This is a genomic window from Cellulosimicrobium cellulans (assembly GCF_016921195.1).
In the GTDB taxonomy this organism is placed as follows: domain Bacteria; phylum Actinomycetota; class Actinomycetes; order Actinomycetales; family Cellulomonadaceae; genus Cellulosimicrobium; species Cellulosimicrobium cellulans_F.
The window spans coordinates 164,757-182,790 of record NZ_JAFGYF010000007.1; the positions used below are offsets into that span (position 1 = coordinate 164,757).

Consider the following 18,034-nt stretch of genomic DNA (forward strand, 5'->3'; position numbering starts at 1 on the left):
GCGGTCGCCGGGGCACGACGGCTTGCGAGCGTGGCGGCCCCGGCACGGTAGGTTCTACACGTGACATCCCCGATCGACCGCCTTCGTCCCGCCGCGACCACCCCTCGGTCGGTCGAGGACCTGGCAGCACGGTTCGGTCTCGACGTCCGCGCAGGTCGTGGGCCCGGCGGCTCGTCCGCACCGGGCGCGGTCGAGGTGTGGTCGGTGGCCTCCGACGACCGGACGGCGGACGCGGGCGACCTCTTCGTCGCCCTCCCCGGTGCCCGCGCGCACGGGGCACGCTTCGCGCCCGCTGCCGTCGCGCGCGGGGCGCACGCCGTCCTCACGGACGAGCAGGGCGCCGCGCTCGTGGCCGACGTGGGCCTCGAGGTCCCCGTGCTCGTCGCCGCGGACCCGCGTGCGCTGCTCGGCCCGGTCGCCGCGTGGGTCTACGGCAGCCCCGCGCAGGACCTCACGACGTTCGGCGTGACCGGCACGAACGGCAAGACCACCACCACCTACCTGGTCGACCACGTGCTGCGCGCGCTCGGCTGGAAGGGCGGGCTCATCGGCACGGTGGAGATGCGGTCGGGCGACCGCGTCCTGCCGAGCCGGCTCACGACGCCCGAGGCCGCCGACCTGCAGGCGCTGCTCGCGGCGATGCGGGAGGACGCCGTGCGCACCCTCGCGATGGAGGTCTCGTCGCACGCGCTCGCGCTGCACCGGGTCGACGGGCTCGTGTTCGACGTCGTGGGCTTCACCAACCTCAGCCAGGACCACCTCGACTTCCACGGCGACCTCCAGGAGTACTTCGAGGCGAAGGCGCTGCTGTTCACGCCCGAGCACGCGCGCCGCGGTGTCGTCGTCGTCGACGACGCGTGGGGCGAGCGCATGGTCGCGGCCGCGCGGATCCCGGTCGCGACGCTGCGCGTGAGCCCGCAGGACGCGGCGGACGAGCAGCCGGGCGCGGACTGGACCGTGCACGGCGTCGAGCCCTCGGCAGCGGGCGGCTCCGCGTTCACGCTGCGGCACCGCGACGGCCGGAGCGTGCGTACGACGACGGCCCTGCCGGGCGCGTTCAACGTCGCCAACGCGGCCCTCGCCCTCGCGCTCGTGCTCGAGGCGGGGACCGACCCGCGCGACGTGGAGACGGCGCTCGAGGCGGCGGGCGGGCTCTCCCCGGCGGTCCCGGGGCGCATGGAGCTCGTCTCGCGCCCGCCGCACCGCCCGCGCGTCGTCGTGGACTTCGCCCACAACCCGGACGCGCTGGCGCTCGCCCTCGACGCGCTGCGCCCGACGACCCCGGGTCGCCTCGTCGTCGTCTTCGGCGCCACGGGCGACCGTGACCGGGGCAAGCGCCCCACGATGGGCGGCGTCGCGGTCGAGGGGGCCGACGTCGTCGTCGTGACGGACGACGACCCGCACGGCGAGGACCCGGCCGCGATCCGCGCGGAGGTGCTGCCGGGCGCGCACGCCGCGCGCGAGGCGGCGGCCGCCGCGCCCGAGCCGCGCGACGTCGTCGTGCTCGAGGTCGCGCCGCGCGCCCGGGCGATCCGCGAGGCGATCGCCGCCGCCGGCCTCGACGACACGGTGCTCGTCGCGGGCCGGGGTCATGAGGTGTGGCAGGAGATCGCCGGCGTCGACCACCCCCTGGACGACCGTGTCGAGGCGCGCGCCGCGCTCGCGGAGCGGGACACCGGCCGCGCACCCCACGACACCCCCGACGACCTGAAGGAGCACCACGCATGATCGAGCTCACTGCGGCGCAGGTGGCCGCAGCGACCGGCGGACGGCTGTCCGCCGACCCGGAGGTGCGGGTCGGGGGGCCCGTCGTCGTCGACTCGCGCAGGGTCGCGCCGGGATCGCTCTTCGTCGCGCTGCCGGGCGAGCACGTCGACGGGCACGACTTCGCGGCCGGGGCCGTCGCCGCCGGCGCGACCCTGGTCCTCGCCGCGCGCGAGCTCGACGTGCCGTGCGTCGTCGTCGACGACGTGCAGACCGCGCTCGGCGAGCTCGCGCGGCACGTGCTCGCGACGCTCCGCGAGCGTGGCGACCTCCGCGTGGTCGCCGTGACCGGCTCGGTCGGCAAGACGACCACCAAGGACCTGCTGGGGCAGCTCCTGCGGCCCGAGGGCGAGACGGTCGTGCCGCGCGGCTCGTTCAACAACGAGATCGGGCTCCCGCTCACGGTGCTCGAGGCGGACGAGTCCACGCGGTTCCTCGTGCTCGAGATGGGTGCGAGCGGCGTCGGTCACCTCACCTACCTCACGCGGATCGCGCCGCCCGACGTCTCCGTCGTGCTCGTCGTGGGCAGCGCCCACCTCGGGGAGTTCGGCGGGATCGAGGCCGTGGCCCGTGCCAAGTCCGAGCTCGTGACCGGCCTGGCGCCGGGCGGGGTCGCCGTGCTCAACGCGGACGACCTGCGCGTCGCGGCGATGGCGGACGTCGCGCCGGGCGAGGTCGTGACGTTCGGGACGATCCCCGCGGCCGACGTGCGCGCGGAGGACCTGGGCATCGACCGCACGGGCCGTGCGTCGTTCACGCTCCGCGTGCGCCCCGGCGCGTCGGACGACGCGACGCGCGGCGACGGCACGAGCGCGCGCGTGACCCTCGGTCTCGTGGGGGAGCACCACGTGACGAACGCCATGGCGGCCGCGACGGCGGCGCTGCGCCTCGGCGTCGCGCTGCCCGACGTCGCCGCGCGGCTCTCGGACGCGCGCGCGCTGAGCCCGCACCGGATGCAGGTCACCGAGCGGCCGGACGGCATCACGGTGATCGACGACTCCTACAACGCCAACCCCGACTCCATGCGGGCCGCGCTCAAGGCACTGGCCGTGATGGCGGGTCGCGACCGGCGCTCGGTCGCCGTGCTCGGCGAGATGCTCGAGCTCGGCGAGGACTCGCGCGTCGCGCACGACGACATCGGCCGGCTCGTGGTCCGATTGAACGTCAAGCTGCTCGTCGTGGTCGGCGAGGGCGCGGGCGGGATCCACGACGGCGCGACCCAGGAGGGGTCGTGGGGCGACGAGACCCGGTTCGTGCCCGACGTCGAGGCGGCGTCGGCGCTGCTGCGCGACGAGCTGCGGGAGGGGGACGTCGTGCTCGTGAAGGCCTCGAACGGGTCCGGGCTGTGGCGGCTCGGCGACGAGCTCGCCGCGGCCGGCGCGGACGCGCCCGGAGGTGACCGCGCATGATCGCGATCATCGTCGCGGCGGGCGTCTCACTGCTCGTCGCCCTCTTCGGGACGCCGTTGTTCATCCGGTTCCTCGTCCACCGCAACTACGGGCAGTTCGTCCGCCAGGACGGCCCGACGGCGCACTTCACCAAGCGCGGGACGCCCACCATGGGCGGGGTCGTCATCATCGGCGCGACGCTGCTCGGCTGGGCGATGTCGTACGTCGTCTCGGGGCGGTTCCCGAGCGTGTCCGCGCTGCTCGTGCTCTTCCTCATGACCGGGCTCGGGATCGTCGGGTTCCTCGACGACTTCACGAAGATCCGCAAGCAGCGCAGCCTCGGCCTCACGGCGCGCGCCAAGATCGTCGGCCAGGGGGCCGTCGGGATCGCGTTCGCGGTGCTCGCGCTGCAGTTCCCCAACGAGCACGGCCGCACGCCCGCCTCCACGCGCATCTCCTTCCTGCGCGACACGAACCTCGACCTCGCGTTCGCGGGCGCGACGGTCGGGCTCGTCCTCTTCGTCATCTGGGCCAACTTCCTCATCACGGCGTGGTCGAACGCGGTGAACCTCACCGACGGCCTCGACGGCCTCGCGACGGGCGTGTCGCTCATCGTGTTCGGCTCGTACGTGCTCGTGGGGATCTGGCAGCTCAACCAGACGTGCCAGCGTCTCGCCTCGGCGGGTCCCAGCTGCTACGAGACGCGAGACCCGCAGGACCTCGCGATCGTGGCCGCGGCGATCGTCGGCGCGTGCTTCGGCTTCCTGTGGTGGAACGCGAGCCCGGCGAAGATCTTCATGGGCGACACCGGCTCGCTCGCGCTCGGCGGCGCGCTCGCCGGTCTGTCGATCCTCACGCGGACGGAGTTCCTCGCGCTCATCATCGGCGGCCTGTTCGTCATCATCGTGCTCTCCGACGTCATCCAGATCGGCTTCTTCAAGATGACCGGTCGGCGCGTGTTCAAGATGGCCCCGCTGCACCATCACTTCGAGCTGTCGGGCTGGGGCGAGGTCACGATCGTCATCCGCTTCTGGCTCATCGCCGGGCTGTTCGCCGCGCTCGGCATCGGCATCTTCTACGCCGAGTGGGTGGTCGGCTAGTGGCACGCGACCGTCACGACCTCGCGGTCCCGCTCGAGCAGGCGCGCGTGGTCGTCGCCGGCCTCGGCGTCTCGGGCCGCGCGGCGGCCGCCGCCCTCGCGCCGCGGGCCGCCGTCGTCGTCACGCTCGACGACCGCGCCGAGGACGCCGACCTGCGCGACGCGGCCGACGTCGACCTCGCGGCGACCGACCTCGTCGTCGTCTCGCCCGGCTGGCCGCCATCCCACCCGCTGCTCGTCGCGGCGGGCGAGCGGGGCGTGCCCGTGTGGAGCGAGGTCGAGCTCGCGTGGCGGCTGCGCGTGGACGGCCCGTCCGGTCGGCCCGCGCCCTGGCTCGCCGTGACCGGGACGAACGGCAAGACGACGACCGTCGAGATGCTCGAGACGATCCTGCGGACCACCGGGCTGCGCGCCGCGGCGGTGGGCAACGTCGGCACACCGGTCGTGGAGGCCGTGCTCGACCCGACGCTCGACGTGCTCGCCGTGGAGCTCTCGAGCTTCCAGCTGCACTTCACGCACTCGACGTCGCCCCAGGCGGGCGCGGTGCTCAACGTCGCGCCCGACCACCTCGACTGGCACGGCGGCCTCGACGCGTACGCCGCGGACAAGGGCCGCGTCTTCGAGGACGCGCAGGTCGCGTGCGTCTACAACGCCGCGGACCCACGCACGGAGGCGCTCGTGCGCGAGGCCGACGTCGTCGAGGGCGCGCGCGCCGTCGGCTTCACGCTCGGCGCCCCGGCCCGCGGCCAGCTCGGCGTCATCGAGGACGTGCTCGTGGACCGCGCGTTCCACGCGCCGGCGGACGCGCCCGACCGGCACTCGCACGCCGCGGAGCTCGCGACGCTGGGCGACCTCGCCCACCTGGCCGGGGCAGACGGCGTCGTGCCCGCCCACGTGGTGGCGAACGCCCTCGCCGCGGCCGCCCTGGCCCGTGCGCACGGCGTGCCCGCCGTGGCCGTGCGCGACGGGCTGCGCGCGTTCCGGACGGGCTCGCACCGCATCGAGCGGGTCGCCTCGGTCGACGGCGTCGCCTACGTCGACGACTCCAAGGCGACGAACGCGCACGCGGCCTCCGCGTCGCTCGCCTCGTTCGCGCCCGGGACGGTCGTGTGGGTCGCGGGCGGCCTCGCCAAGGGCGCCTCGTTCGACGAGCTCGTCGCCGCGCGCGCCGACCGGCTGCGGGCCGTGGTGCTCATCGGCGTCGACGCCGAGCCGTTCGAGGGTGCGCTCGCCCGACACGCGCCCGATATCCCGGTCGTCCGCGTCGATCCTGGCGACACTGGGACCGTGATGCCCCGCGCCGTCGACTCCGCCCGCCGCCTCGCGCAGGCCGGCGACACCGTGCTGCTCGCCCCGGCCGGTGCGTCGATGGACCAGTTCCGCTCGTACGCCGCGCGCGGCGACGCGTTCGCCGCCGCGGCGCGCGCGCTGCGCCCCGACCGCGGGTAGGCCGGTCCGGCAATGACACAGACCGCGAACGGACGAGGGGCGCCGTCGGCGCGCACGACCCCTCGCACGGGCGTGGGCCGCAGCGCGGCGCGAGGCCGGACGACGACTCCGACGGGCCGTCGCGCGCGCCCAGGCGCGACCCCGCCGCCGACCGAGCGGCCCTGGCTCGGGCAGTGGAACAGCACCGTCACGAGCTACTACCTGCTCGTCGGCGCGACGACGCTCCTGACGATCATCGGGCTCGTCATGGTGTTCTCGAGCTCGGCCGTCACCCAGATCGCGGCGGGCAAGTCCCCGTTCGGTGCGTTCGTCGAGCAGGCGCGGTTCGCGCTCATGGGACTTCCCGTCCTGCTGATCGCCACGCGCATCCCCGTCCGGTGGTACAAGCGCCTGGCCTGGCCCGGCCTGGTCGTCGCCGTCGGACTGTTGGGAGCCGTCGTCGTGTTCGGCGAAGCGACCGGCGGGAACCAGAACTGGCTGCCGATCGGGTCGTTCCGGTTCCAGCCCTCCGAGCTCGCGAAGCTCGCGCTCGCGCTGTGGCTCGGGGTGGTCCTCGGCCGCAAGCAGCGACTGCTCGGGGAATGGCGGCACGTCCTCGTGCCGGCCGTGCCGGGAGCGTTCGCGGTCGTCGGTCTCGTTCTCGCCGGCCATGACCTCGGCACGGCGCTCGTCATCATGATGCTCGCGGCCGGTGCGTTCGTCGTGTCCGGTGCGAGCGCCCGCCTGCTCGGGCTGGGCGCGGCGGTCGCGGCCTTCGCTGTGGGCTACGGGTTGATCTACCTCCAGGAGGGCGGCGACCGGCTCGGCCGGATCGCGTCGGCGTACGGGGAGTGCACGGACCCGCTCGGCGAGTGCTACCAGTCCCTGCACGGCCAGTGGGCGCTCGGCACGGGAGGGCTGACGGGCGTGGGGCTCGGCGCGAGCCGGGAGAAGTGGCTGTACCTGCCCGAGGCGCACAACGACTTCATTTTCGCCGTGATCGGCGAGGAGCTCGGGCTCTTCGGGACGCTGCTCGTCCTCGGCCTGTTCGTGGTCCTCGGGCTGGCGATGAGCCGGATCGTGCGACGCCACCCGGACCCGTTCGTCAAGATCGCCACGGCGGCCATCGGCTGCTGGATCGTCGGGCAGGCTTTCATCAACATCGGCGTCGTGATCGGGCTCCTGCCCGTGATCGGCGTCCCGCTGCCGCTCGTCTCCGCCGGAGGCACGGCGCTCGTGACGACCATGGCCGCCCTCGGCGTCGTGATCTCGTTCGCGCGCACCGAGCCCGGCGCGGCCGAGGCGCTGGCGGCGCGGGGGAGCGTCGTGCGGCGTTCGCTCGCCGTCGTCGGCCGGGCGGCCCGCCCCCGGCGCCGGGCGCGATGACCCCCCACCCGGGGACCGGGCGACGCCCGGCCCCCGCGGCCCACAGCTTCAGACCACAGCCAGGACGCGGCACCCGCCGCAGGGAAGGACGACGAGGTACGTGACGACGATCGGTTCGGTGGTGCTCGCAGGCGGCGGGACGGCGGGGCACGTGAACCCGCTCCTGGCGGTGGCGGACGAGCTGCGGGCACGTGAGCCCGGCGTGGTGGTGACCGCGCTCGGGGTCGCGGGCGGGTTGGAGGACGACCTCGTCCCGGCGCGCGGCTACCCGCTGCGGCACGTGCCGCGCGTCCCGCTCCCGCGGCGGCCGAGCGCGGAGTGGGTCAACCTCCCGGGGCGCCTCAGGTCGGCCGTGGACGCGGCGGGCGCGGTCATCGACGAGACGGGGGCGCGCGTCGTGGTGGGCTTCGGGGGCTACGTGTCGACGCCCGCGTACCTCGCGGCGCGCCGCCGGGGCGTCCCGGTGGTCATCCACGAGCAGAACGCGCGGCCCGGGCTGGCCAACCGGCTCGGCGCCCGGTGGGCCGCGCGCGTCGGCGTGACGTTCGAGGGCACCCCGCTCAAGGGCGGCGTGGTGACGGGCCTGCCGCTGCGCCGGGAGGTCCAGGACCTCGTGGCGGCCCGGGCGGCCGACACGGCCGCGGTCCGGGCCGACGCCGCGGCGCGGCTCGGGCTCGACCCGGCACGGCGCACGCTCGTCGTCACGGGCGGGTCGCTCGGGGCTCAGAGCCTCAACGAGGCGGTCTCCGGGGCGGCCGACGCGCTCCTCGGCGCGGGCGCGCAGGTCCTCCACCTCACGGGGAAGGGCAAGGACGCCGCCGTGCGCGACGCTGCGACAGCCGCCACCGCGGCGCGTCCCGGCGCGCGGTACGACGTGCGCGAGTACCTCGCCGAGATGCAGCTCGCGCTCGCCGTCGCGGACCTGGTCGTGTGCCGGGCGGGCGCCGGGACCGTGAGCGAGCTCGCGGCGCTGGGGATCCCCGCCGTGTACGTGCCCCTGCCGATCGGCAACGGCGAGCAGCGGCTCAACGCCGGCCCGGTGGTCGCCGCCGGCGGTGGCCTGCTCGTCGACGACGCGCAGCTCGACGCGACCTGGGTCGCGCGCGAGGTCCCGGCGCTGCTCGGCGACCCGGGGCGCCTCGACGCGATGGCGCGCGCGGCGGCGGGCGCGGGGGTGCGCGACGGCGCGGCGCGCGTCGCCGACCTCGTCGCCGAGGCGGTCGCCGCCGGCCAGGCCGGGGCGCGGTCGTGACGAACCACGGCGCCGCCGCCCCGGTCCCGCTCGAGGAGCTGGGCACCGTCCACCTCGTCGGGGTCGGCGGCGCCGGCATGTCCGTGGTCGCGCGACTTCTCGCCGCGCACGGGGTCCCCGTGCAAGGCTCGGACGCCCGCGAGAGCGAGACGCTCGCCGCGCTCCGGGCCGACGGCGTGCGGGTCTGGGCGGGCCACGACGCCGCCCACGTCGCGGGCGTGGACACGGTCGTGGTGTCGAGCGCGGTCCGCGAGTCGAACCCGGAGCTCGCGGCGGCACGTGCCGCGGGGCTGCGCGTGCTGCACCGCTCGCAGGCGCTCGCGTCGCTCATGGCCCGCGGTCGCTCGGTCGCGGTCGCGGGTGCGCACGGCAAGACGACGACGTCCGCGATGATCGCGACGGTGCTGCGTGGTGCAGGTCTCGACCCGTCGTTCGCGATCGGGGGCACGGTGCTCACCGCGGACGGTCCCGTGGCCGGCGGGCACCTCGGGTCCGAGGTCCTCGTGGCCGAGGCGGACGAGTCCGACGGCTCGTTCCTCAACTACGCGCCGGACGTCGCCGTCGTGACGAACGTCGAGCCGGACCACCTGGACCACTACGGCTCGCGCGCGGCGTTCGAGCACGCGTTCGTCGACTTCGCGGCGCGCATCGTCCCGGGCGGGACGCTCGTCGCGTGCGCGGACGACGCCGGGGCACGGGCGCTCGCCGCCGCCCACGCCGAGGGCGGGGGCGCGGTCGTCACCTACGGCACGGCCGACGACGCGGACGTGCGCGTGGCGGACGTGCGACCGACCACGGACGACGGGCCCGCGGGCGTGCGGGCGTCGCTGACGGGGGCCGTCGGGACCACCGTGCTCGACGGGCTGGAGCTGCGGCTGCGCGTCCCCGGTCACCACAACGCGCTGAACGCCACGGCCGCCGTCGTGACGGCGGTCGTGCTCGGCGTGGACCCGTCGGCGGCGGTCGCGTCGGCGCTCGGCTTCCTGGGCACCGGGCGTCGGTTCGAGGCGCGCGGCGAGGCGGGCGGGGTGCGCGTCGTCGACGACTACGCGCACCACCCGACCGAGGTCGCGGCGCTGCTGGCCGCCGCGCGGCCCGTCGCCTCGGGAGGCCGGGTGCTCGTGCTCTTCCAGCCGCACCTGTACTCGCGCACGGCGACGTTCGCGCGCGAGTTCGCCGAGGCGCTGGGCGCCGCGGACGAGGTCGTCGTGACGGGGGTCTACGCCGCGCGCGAGGACCCCGACCCGGCCGTCGGGGCGCACACGATCACCGAGCTCATGGACGGCCCCGGCGTGGTGGTGGCGGCCGTGGAGGACCGGCTCGAGGCCGCGCACCGCGTGGCGGACGCCGCACGCCCGGGTGACCTCGTCCTCACGGTCGGCGCCGGGGACGTAACGGAGCTGGGCGAGGTCGTCCTCGCGCGGATCGCGGGACGAGCCGCCGGCGCAGGGCCCTCCGGAGGGGGCGAGGACTGATGCGACCGCCGCCCCGGCCCCGACCCTCCGCACCCCGACCGAACCGGTCGGGCGCGGGGGAGCCTCCCGCGCGGCCGCCGGCGCCGCGCGCGTCGCGGTCCGGGACGTCGACGCCCGCAACCCGGGCCCCGGCCGAGGAGACGCCCACACGACCGGTACGGCGGGTGGCCGCGACCGGGCGCGAGCTCGTGCCGTCGACCGCCGAGCACCCGAGGGCAGGCCGGACGACGACGGGACCGCGGGGCGGTCAGGGGCGGGGGAACGGCGGTGCCGGGACGCCGACCGCGTCGCGCGGGACGCGGACGGACCGGGTCGGCGTCGTGTCGCACGGGATGACGGAGCGCCTGGCCGAGCGCGACGCGATGCGCCGGCACCGGCTGCGCACCCGCGTGCTGGGGTGGACGACGGGCGTCCTCGTCGTGGCCGCGCTCGTGTGGGTCGCCTTCTTCTCCTCGGTGCTCGGGCTCGACCCGGAGGACGTGACGATCTCGGGAGAGGGCACGGTGATCGATCCCGCCCAGGTCGAGGCCGTCGTCGCCGAGTCCGCGGGGGTGCCGCTGCCGCGGCTCGACACCGTGGCGCTGCGCGAGCGGGTCCTGGCGCTCAACGGCGTCCGCGACGTCGAGATCCGCCGGTCCTGGCCTGCCGGACTGACGGTGCTGCTCGAGTCGCGCGAGCCCGTGGTCGCGGTCCCGGTGGACGGCGGGTTCGCGCTCCTCGACGCCGACGGCGTGCAGGTCCGGACCGACCCCGCGGTCCCCGAGGGACTGCCGGAGATCGACGCGCCGCTCGACGACCGGGGGGCGAAGGCGCTCGACGCCGCCCTCGTGCTCCTCAACGCGCTGCCGGCCGACCTTCACGCGCAGGTCGCCGAGGTCTCGGCCCCGACGCGCGACGCGGTCCGGATGACTCTCCGGGACGGCGTCGTGGTCGAGTGGGGGAGCTCGGAGGACGCGGCGCTCAAGGTCCGCGTCCTGCAGACGTTGCGGGCGGTCCCGGAGAACGCCGGCGTGACGCTGTACGACGTGTCGGCGCCGACGATGCCGGTGACGCGATGAGCAGCACGGAGCGCCGCGGGCGGCGATACCCGACACGCGCGAGGTGGTCGTTGATGATGGGCACGTCGGCACCTACGGTCGACCCATGAACGACCTGACATAACTATAACCCTCTAGTTGAGGGTGAAGGTTCAGGGCTGACCGATCGAGAGGCATTGACGTGGCAACTCCGCAGAACTACCTAGCAGTGATCAAGGTGGTCGGCATCGGCGGTGGGGGCGTGAACGCCGTCAACCGGATGATCGAGGTCGGCCTCAAGGGCGTCGAGTTCATCGCCATCAACACGGACGCGCAGGCGCTCCTCATGTCCGACGCCGACGTCAAGCTCGACGTCGGTCGCGAGCTGACCCGTGGCCTCGGCGCCGGGGCCGACCCCGAGGTCGGCAAGAAGGCCGCCGAGGACCACGCCGAGGAGATCGAGGACGTGCTGCGCGGCGCGGACATGGTCTTCGTCACCGCCGGCGAGGGCGGCGGGACCGGGACCGGCGGCGCGCCCGTCGTCGCACGCATCGCGCGCTCGCTCGGCGCGCTCACGGTCGGTGTCGTGACCCGGCCCTTCACGTTCGAGGGTCGCCGCCGCTCGGTCCAGGCGGACCAGGGCATCGAGAACCTCCGCAACGAGGTCGACACCCTCATCGTCATCCCCAACGACCGCCTCCTGTCGATGTCCGACCGCAACGTCAGCGCGCTCCAGGCGTTCCACCAGGCCGACCAGGTGCTGCTCTCCGGTGTCCAGGGCATCACGGACCTCATCACCACGCCGGGCCTCATCAACCTCGACTTCGCCGACGTGAAGTCGGTGATGCAGGGGGCGGGCAGCGCCCTCATGGGCATCGGCAACGCGCGCGGCGACGACCGTGCGGTCCAGGCCGCGGAGATGGCGATCTCGTCGCCGCTGCTGGAGGCCAGCATCGACGGCGCGCACGGTGTCCTCCTGTCGATCCAGGGCGGCTCCGACCTCGGCCTCTTCGAGATCAACGAGGCGGCGCGCCTCGTCCACGAGGCGGCGCACACCGAGGCGAACATCATCTTCGGTGCGGTGATCGACGACGCCCTGGGCGACGAGGTGCGCGTCACCGTCATCGCCGCCGGCTTCGACGGCGGAGCGCCGCAGGTGCGCGGCGACGCCCGCGCGCTCGGCCAGGTGGCCGGGGCGCAACGCCCGGCGACGAGCGCGATCCCGGTCGTCCCGGCCGCACGGCCGGTGCCGCCGGCGCCGGCGCCGACGACGGGCGCGCACACGCTGCCCCGCCCCGTGGTGCCGATCCAGCCGGAGGCCGACGACGTGCCCGTCACGCTCGACGGCGGCTCGGGCCCGGTCCCGGTCCAGCCCACGCCTGCCCCGACGTTCACGGTGGTCGGCTCCGGCGACCCGGCGAACCAGAACGCCGACGCGGTGCCGGGCGGCCAGAACGCGGGTGTCGAGGTGCCGCCGCGGATCTTCGACGAGGAGCCCGCGCGCCGCAAGGTCGAGGAGCTCGACGTCCCCGACTTCCTCAAGTGACCCGGTGCTGACCCGGGACCGGACCCGATGAGCGCCCGCCCCGCCTCCGACGGGAGGGCCGGCGTCCTCCGCACCGCCCCTCCCGTCGCGCTCGAGGTCGATCTCGGCCCCGGCGTGCGCGCCCTGTTCACGACCCGTGCGGGCGGTGTCTCGCCGGAGCCGTGGGACTCGCTCAACCTCGGCCTCAACGTGACCGACGACGCGGCGCGCGTCCGGAGCAACCGGGCGCGCGCGGCTGCGCGGCTCGGGGCCCCGATCGCCTTCGCCTCCCAGGTGCACGGCACGGACGTCGTGCGGCTCGACGCCCCGGCCCAGGACGCGGACGGTGCGCCCGTCGACTCGGTGGGAGAGGCCGACGCGATCGTCGCGGCCGCACGGGGCGTGGGGCTCGGCGTGCTCGTGGCCGACTGCGTGCCCGTCCTGCTCGCGGACGTCGACGCCGGCGTCGTCGGCGTCGCGCACGCGGGTCGGCGCGGGCTGGCGCACGGGGTCGTGCCGGCCGCGCTCGAGGCGATGCGCGCGGCGGGAGCGCGGGTCGGGAACGTCCGGGCCGCCGTCGGGCCGAGCGCGTGCGGGCGGTGCTACGAGGTCCCGGCGACGATGCGCGACGACGTCGCCCTCGCGCGCCCGGCCGCACGGTCCACGACGTCCTGGGGCACGCCCGCGCTCGACCTGCCGGCGGGCGTCGTGGCCGACCTCGTCGCCGCTGGCGTCGCCGACGTCGTGCACCTCGCGGCGTGCACGGTCGAGGACGAGCGGTTCTTCTCGCACCGCCGCGCGGCACGTGGTGGGACGACGACGGGTCGCTTCGCGGGGCTGGTGGCGCTGTGCACCGCGTGACCGTCCCGGTCTCGACCTCCGGGTGAGGTTGAGGACCCCGGGCGTGTCGTCCCCTGATCGTCCGACGCCCTCGGTTAGCGTGAACGCACCGGTCCGACGGCCGGTGGACCGACGGATCGATCGAGGACGGAGCAAGGCCCATGGCGGGAGCGCTGCGCAAGACCATGCTGTATCTGGGCCTCGCTGATGATCGCGGCGAGGACGAGCAGGACGAGTACGTCGACGAGCTCGACGAGACGGGGGCGGACGTGTCGCACGACTACCAGGCCCAGGTGACGCCGCTGCACCGCGCGCTCGGACCGCGCGAGGTGCCGCAGACGAGCATGTCGGCCGCCGAGCTGCGCAGGATCACGACGGTGCACCCGCGCTCCTACAACGACGCGCGCGTGATCGGGGAGGCGTTCCGAGGCGGCACGCCGGTGATCATGAACCTGTCGGACATGGACGACGCGGACGCGAAGCGCCTGGTCGACTTCTCCGCGGGTCTGATCTTCGGGCTCCACGGCGCCATCGAGCGCGTCACCAACAAGGTGTTCCTGCTCTCGCCCGAGCACGTGGAGATCACCGGCGAGGAGCAGGCCGCCGCGCCGGCTCCCGGGCGCGCCGGGTTCTACAACCAGAGCTGACGACGTGCGGGGCGCGCCGCGCCCGCCGAGCACGCGCCCCGCGCACGGCAGACGGAGGGACGGACGTGGCGACACGTCGGTCCCTCCTCTGCTGTGCGCGCACGGGAGGCGCGTGTCCGGTGCCCGGTCGCGGGACGTACGTCTGGCACAGTTGACCCGTGATCTGGGACCTCATCACAGGGATCGTCGGATTCCTGCTCTGGCTCTACCTGCTGCTGCTCATCGGTCGGCTCGTGTTCGACTGGGTGCAGTTCTTCGCGCGCGACTGGCGGCCACGCGGCGCCGTCCTCGTGCTCGCCGAGGTGATCTACTCGGCGACCGACCCGCCCCTGCGTGCGCTGCGTCGTCTCATCCCGCCGCTCTCCCTGGGGCAGGTGCGGCTCGACCTGGCGTTCATCATCCTCTTCTTCGCGGTGACGATCGCCGCGCAGATCGTGTCGTCGCTCTGAGACGCACGTCACGCGCCCTGGGCGCACGCCCCGCCGGCGGTGGTGCGCTACGTCCGGTTCGCCCCGACCGCGACCGGCCCGACGCCGGACCGTCACGTCATCCACACGGGCGCGCGGCGCGCGAACGCGCGGCCGCTCCCGGCCCCCACGGGCAATCTCCGCTACTTTGGACTCTGGTGATCGCGAGGTCGCCCGGACCGACACGCAAACGCTATGAGGTGAACCGATGGCACTGCTCACTGCAGAGGACATCCTGAACAAGAAGTTCTCGGCGACGAAGTTCCGCGAGGGGTACGACGTCGAAGAGGTCGACGACTTCTTGGACGAGGTGGTGAGGACCCTCAACTCCGTGCAGGAGGAGAACGAGGACCTCAAGTCGAAGCTCGCTGCCGCGGAGCGTCGTATCGCGGAGCTCAGCCGGGCCGACGCGTCCAGCGCTGCGGTGCAGCCCGCCGTCGTCGAGGCGCCCAAGGCACCCGAGCCGGAGCCCGCCCCGGTCGCACCGATCTCGCAGGCCGTGGTCGCGAAGAACGGCGCCGAGCCCGAGTCGGCGACCGGCATGCTCCAGCTCGCCCAGAAGCTGCACGACGACTACGTGCGCTCGGGCCAGGAGGAGGGCGACCGGCTCATCGCGGAGGCCAAGGCGGAGGGCACGCGCATCGTGCGCGAGGCCGAGGAGACCTCCCACCGCACGCTGTCGCAGCTCGAGCAGGAGCGTTCGCTCCTCGAGCGCAAGATCGACGAGCTGCGCATCTTCGAGCGCGACTACCGCACGCGCCTCAAGAGCTACCTGCAGAACCTGCTGGGTGACCTGGACAACCGGGGCAGCGCCCTCCCGCCGCGCAGCAACGTCGGCGGGGCGAGCCGCACGAGCGACCTCGCGCCCGGCATCTAGCACCTGCGTCGACCGTCCGGCAGCGGCCGGTACGCCTCGCACCTGCGTCTTCCCGCCTCGGCGGACCGGCGTGGTGTGTTGTGCGTACCGGCCGCTGCGTCTACTCTCGCGTGACTCGAACTTGGAGGGGCGACATGACCAAGCTCACCACCGCGGCCCGAACGGCCGTGCGCGACCGGTTTCCCAACCTCGCGAAGGACGTCAAGTCCTTCCCCGTGCGCGACGGGGAGGAGCCCTGGACCCTGCGGGAGGTCGAGGAGCTCGCCGCCGAGCTCCTCTCGGAGAAGGAGCGTCTGGAGGGGGAGCTCGCCTCCGCCGACGAGGAGCTCTCGAACCTGCTGCGGCACTCCGGCGACGGCGCGGGCGACGACCAGGCGGACTCCGGGTCGAGCGCCCTGGAGCGCGAGCAGGAGCTGACCCTCGTCAACAACGTCCGCGACCTGCTGGCGCAGACGTCGCACGCCCTCGACCGCATCGCGGCGGGCACGTACGCGACGTGCGAGGAGACGGGGCTGCCGATCGGCAAGGCGCGCCTCCAGGCGTTCCCGCGGGCCAACCTCTCCGTCGAGGCGAAGCAGCGCGCCGAGCGCCGCTGAGGCCCGGCAGCCGTAGGGGGCGCGCCGAGGCCGGGGTCGACGTGGCAGACTTGCCGCCGATGTCCACCTCCGCGCGCCCCGAGCCCACAGAACCCGCCGACGCCGTCGCCGGCACCGACTCCGGCACTGCGTCCGGCACCGCGACCAGCACGGCCCGCCGCGGTCCGCGGCGCGTGCTGGTGGTCTGGACCGTCGCCCTCGCGGTCCTCGTCCTGGCGCTCGACCAGCTCACCAAGTGGTGGGCCGAGTCGAGCCTCACGCTCGGCGACGACACGGTCCCGGTCCTGGGGTCCCTCCTCGGGCTCCGGCTCATCTACAACCCCGGCGCCGCGCTCTCCATCGCGACGGGGATGACCTGGCTCCTGACGATCGTGGTCGTGGCCGTGGTGGTCGTCATCGTGCGCATGGTGGGCAGGATCGGCTCGCGCGCCTGGGCGGTCGCGCTCGGGCTGCTGCTCGGCGGGGCGCTCGGGAACCTCGTGGACAGGTTCTTCCGCGAGCCCGGCTTCGCGCGCGGTCACGTGGTCGACTTCATCGCCTACGCGAACTGGTTCGTGGGCAACGTCGCGGACATCGCGATCGTGGCGGCAGCGGCGATGATCGCCGTGCTCTCGGTGCTCGGCATCGGACTCGACGGTACCCGGCACGGGGGCGACGACGCGGGCGACGAGCCGGGCGACGACGCCGAGGTCACCGAGCCCGGCCCGACGACCGTGCGCGCGGACCGCGAGGAGGAGCGGTGAGCCTCCGCTCGCTGCCGGTCCCGGACGGCCTCGCCGGCGAGCGGGTCGACGCCGGGCTGTCCCGCCTGCTCGGCCTCTCGCGGACGCGCGCGGCGGACCTCGCGGCGGGCGGCGCCGTCCGCCTGGACGGCCGGGAGGTCGGCAAGTCCGACCGGCTCGTCCCGGGAGCGTGGCTCGAGGTCGAGGTGCCCGACGCCGCCCCGGCTGCGGTCGAGGTCGTCGCCGAGCCCGTGCCCGGCATGGGCATCGTCCACGACGACGACGACGTCGTGGTCGTCGACAAGCCCGTCGGCGTCGCGGCGCACCCCTCGCCGGGGTGGACCGGCCCGACCGTCGTCGGCGCGCTCGCCGCGACGGGCTATCGGATCTCCACGTCCGGCGCTGCCGAGCGCCAGGGCATCGTGCACCGCCTCGACGTCGGCACGTCGGGGCTCATGGTCGTCGCGAAGAGCGAGGTCGCGTACACGGCTCTCAAGCGCGCCTTCAAGGAGCGCACGGTCGAGAAGGTCTACCACGCGCTCGTCCAGGGGCACCCGGAGCCGACGACCGGGACCATCGACGCGCCCATCGGGCGCCACCCGAGCGCCGACTGGAAGTTCGCGGTCACCGCGGAGGGCAAGCCCTCGGTGACGCACTACGAGGTCCTCGAGATGCTGCCCGCGGCCTCGCTCGTCGAGGTGCACCTCGAGACGGGGCGCACGCACCAGATCCGCGTCCACTTCTCCGCGCTGCGCCACCCGTGCGTGGGCGACCTCACCTACGGCGCAGACCCCGTGCTGGCCTCGCGCGTCGCTCTGACGCGCCAGTGGCTGCACGCCGTCCGCCTCGGGTTCGAGCACCCGACGACGGGGGAGTGGCTCGAGCTGACGAGCCAGTACCCCGACGACCTCGCGCACGCGCTCGAGGTCCTGCGGGGGGCGTACGCGTGACCACCGGCGTCCCCGGTGCGGGCACGGGCCGGCTCGTCGTCGAGCGCGTGGTCGACGACGCCGGGCTCGCCGCCGCGCACGCGCTGCGGCTCGCGGTGTTCGTCGACGAGCAGGGCGTACCGGTCGAGGAGGAGATCGACGACCTCGACACCGCGGTGACGACGACGCACGTCCTCGTGCGCGACCGCGGGCGGGACGGCGCGGTCGTCGGCACGGGGCGGCTCCTGACCGACCCGGCGCACCCGGGCGAGGTGCACGTCGGCCGGGTCGCCGTGTCCGCGTCCGCGCGCGGCACCGGCGCGGGCGCCACGGTGATGCGCGCCCTGGAGGGGATCGCGCTCGCCGAGCACGCGGCGTCGGGCGCGGACGGGCGTCGCACGGTGCGCGTCCTGCTCTCCGCCCAGGTCCAGGCGATCGGGTTCTACGAGCGCCTCGGCTACGTGGTCTCCGGCCCGGTCTACCTCGACGCGGGCATCGACCACCGCGACGCCGCGAAGACCCTCACGACCGACGGCTGACGCCGCCCGCGGGCGCGGACTCGGGGCGTCGCGCGTCGGTGACCGCGGCTGTGCCACGGGGCACACCGCGGACCGCCGAGGGTG

At 74.9% G+C, this 18,034-nt stretch carries 17 protein-coding genes; all 17 read left to right on the forward strand.

Annotated elements, in window-relative coordinates:
* The first annotated feature begins 60 nt into the window (after positions 1-60).
* Positions 61-1,728: a UDP-N-acetylmuramoyl-L-alanyl-D-glutamate--2,6-diaminopimelate ligase gene (locus JN535_RS15245; protein WP_205206427.1), complete on the forward strand. Its 1,668-nt coding sequence runs from the start codon at positions 61-63 to the stop codon at positions 1,726-1,728.
* Complete coding sequence (locus JN535_RS15250; protein WP_205206428.1) at positions 1,725-3,173, forward strand: UDP-N-acetylmuramoyl-tripeptide--D-alanyl-D-alanine ligase; 1,449 nt, start codon at positions 1,725-1,727, stop codon at positions 3,171-3,173. The genes JN535_RS15245 and JN535_RS15250 overlap by 4 nt, the downstream gene beginning before the upstream one ends.
* Positions 3,170-4,252 (forward strand): phospho-N-acetylmuramoyl-pentapeptide-transferase, encoded by a 1,083-nt coding sequence (gene mraY / locus JN535_RS15255; RefSeq protein WP_205206429.1) that lies wholly within the window; start codon positions 3,170-3,172, stop codon positions 4,250-4,252. Before JN535_RS15250 ends, mraY begins: the two co-directional genes overlap by 4 nt.
* Complete coding sequence (murD, locus tag JN535_RS15260) at positions 4,252-5,700, forward strand: UDP-N-acetylmuramoyl-L-alanine--D-glutamate ligase (protein ID WP_205206430.1); 1,449 nt, start codon at positions 4,252-4,254, stop codon at positions 5,698-5,700. The genes mraY and murD overlap by 1 nt, the downstream gene beginning before the upstream one ends.
* 12 nt (positions 5,701-5,712) lie before the next feature.
* Positions 5,713-7,065 carry an FtsW/RodA/SpoVE family cell cycle protein gene (locus JN535_RS15265; RefSeq protein ID WP_205206431.1) on the forward strand — a complete coding sequence of 451 codons (1,353 nt, stop codon included), beginning with the start codon at positions 5,713-5,715 and terminating at the stop codon, positions 7,063-7,065.
* A gap of 100 nt (positions 7,066-7,165) precedes the next feature.
* Positions 7,166-8,317, forward strand: coding sequence for an undecaprenyldiphospho-muramoylpentapeptide beta-N-acetylglucosaminyltransferase (murG, locus tag JN535_RS15270; RefSeq protein ID WP_205206432.1), 1,152 nt, complete (start codon positions 7,166-7,168; stop codon positions 8,315-8,317).
* Positions 8,314-9,792 (forward strand): UDP-N-acetylmuramate--L-alanine ligase, encoded by a 1,479-nt coding sequence (gene murC, locus JN535_RS15275; protein WP_307868782.1) that lies wholly within the window; start codon positions 8,314-8,316, stop codon positions 9,790-9,792. Before murG ends, murC begins: the two co-directional genes overlap by 4 nt.
* 332 nt (positions 9,793-10,124) lie before the next feature.
* Positions 10,125-10,850 (forward strand): cell division protein FtsQ/DivIB, encoded by a 726-nt coding sequence (locus JN535_RS15280; RefSeq protein WP_205206433.1) that lies wholly within the window; start codon positions 10,125-10,127, stop codon positions 10,848-10,850.
* A gap of 160 nt (positions 10,851-11,010) precedes the next feature.
* Complete coding sequence (ftsZ, locus tag JN535_RS15285) at positions 11,011-12,354, forward strand: cell division protein FtsZ (protein ID WP_205206434.1); 1,344 nt, start codon at positions 11,011-11,013, stop codon at positions 12,352-12,354.
* A 27-nt stretch (positions 12,355-12,381) separates the two neighbouring features.
* The gene (pgeF, locus tag JN535_RS15290) at positions 12,382-13,194 is read left to right on the forward strand and encodes a peptidoglycan editing factor PgeF (protein ID WP_205206435.1); all 813 of its coding nucleotides are present in this window, start codon (positions 12,382-12,384) and stop codon (positions 13,192-13,194) included.
* A 140-nt stretch (positions 13,195-13,334) separates the two neighbouring features.
* A complete protein-coding gene (locus JN535_RS15295; protein WP_047234000.1) occupies positions 13,335-13,820 on the forward strand; it encodes a cell division protein SepF in 486 nt (161 codons plus the stop codon).
* Positions 13,821-13,978: 158 nt separating this feature from the next.
* Positions 13,979-14,269 (forward strand): YggT family protein, encoded by a 291-nt coding sequence (locus tag JN535_RS15300; protein ID WP_307868784.1) that lies wholly within the window; start codon positions 13,979-13,981, stop codon positions 14,267-14,269.
* Positions 14,270-14,495: 226 nt separating this feature from the next.
* On the forward strand, positions 14,496-15,164 hold the full coding sequence (locus JN535_RS15305; protein ID WP_205206436.1) for a DivIVA domain-containing protein: 669 nt from the start codon (positions 14,496-14,498) through the stop codon (positions 15,162-15,164).
* 134 nt (positions 15,165-15,298) lie between these two features.
* Positions 15,299-15,760 carry a TraR/DksA family transcriptional regulator gene (locus JN535_RS15310; protein ID WP_047233998.1) on the forward strand — a complete coding sequence of 154 codons (462 nt, stop codon included), beginning with the start codon at positions 15,299-15,301 and terminating at the stop codon, positions 15,758-15,760.
* A gap of 59 nt (positions 15,761-15,819) precedes the next feature.
* The gene (locus JN535_RS15315) at positions 15,820-16,503 is read left to right on the forward strand and encodes a signal peptidase II (RefSeq protein ID WP_205206437.1); all 684 of its coding nucleotides are present in this window, start codon (positions 15,820-15,822) and stop codon (positions 16,501-16,503) included.
* On the forward strand, positions 16,500-17,432 hold the full coding sequence (locus JN535_RS15320; RefSeq protein WP_205206438.1) for an RluA family pseudouridine synthase: 933 nt from the start codon (positions 16,500-16,502) through the stop codon (positions 17,430-17,432). The genes JN535_RS15315 and JN535_RS15320 overlap by 4 nt, the downstream gene beginning before the upstream one ends.
* On the forward strand, positions 17,429-17,950 hold the full coding sequence (locus JN535_RS20890) for a GNAT family N-acetyltransferase (RefSeq protein ID WP_205206439.1): 522 nt from the start codon (positions 17,429-17,431) through the stop codon (positions 17,948-17,950). Before JN535_RS15320 ends, JN535_RS20890 begins: the two co-directional genes overlap by 4 nt.
* Positions 17,951-18,034: the final 84 nt, after the last annotated feature.

Coding starts and splice junctions, on each gene's coding strand:
- pgeF (WP_205206435.1), top strand. CDS start 12,382: ATGAGCGCCCGCCCCGCCTCCGACGGGAGGGCCGGCGTCCTCCGCACC.
- JN535_RS15280 (WP_205206433.1), top strand. CDS start 10,125: ATGACGGAGCGCCTGGCCGAGCGCGACGCGATGCGCCGGCACCGGCTG.
- JN535_RS15315 (WP_205206437.1), top strand. CDS start 15,820: ATGTCCACCTCCGCGCGCCCCGAGCCCACAGAACCCGCCGACGCCGTC.
- JN535_RS15295 (WP_047234000.1), top strand. CDS start 13,335: ATGGCGGGAGCGCTGCGCAAGACCATGCTGTATCTGGGCCTCGCTGAT.
- JN535_RS15305 (WP_205206436.1), top strand. CDS start 14,496: ATGGCACTGCTCACTGCAGAGGACATCCTGAACAAGAAGTTCTCGGCG.
- mraY (WP_205206429.1), top strand. CDS start 3,170: ATGATCGCGATCATCGTCGCGGCGGGCGTCTCACTGCTCGTCGCCCTC.
- JN535_RS15265 (WP_205206431.1), top strand. CDS start 5,713: ATGACACAGACCGCGAACGGACGAGGGGCGCCGTCGGCGCGCACGACC.
- JN535_RS15250 (WP_205206428.1), top strand. CDS start 1,725: ATGATCGAGCTCACTGCGGCGCAGGTGGCCGCAGCGACCGGCGGACGG.
- JN535_RS15310 (WP_047233998.1), top strand. CDS start 15,299: ATGACCAAGCTCACCACCGCGGCCCGAACGGCCGTGCGCGACCGGTTT.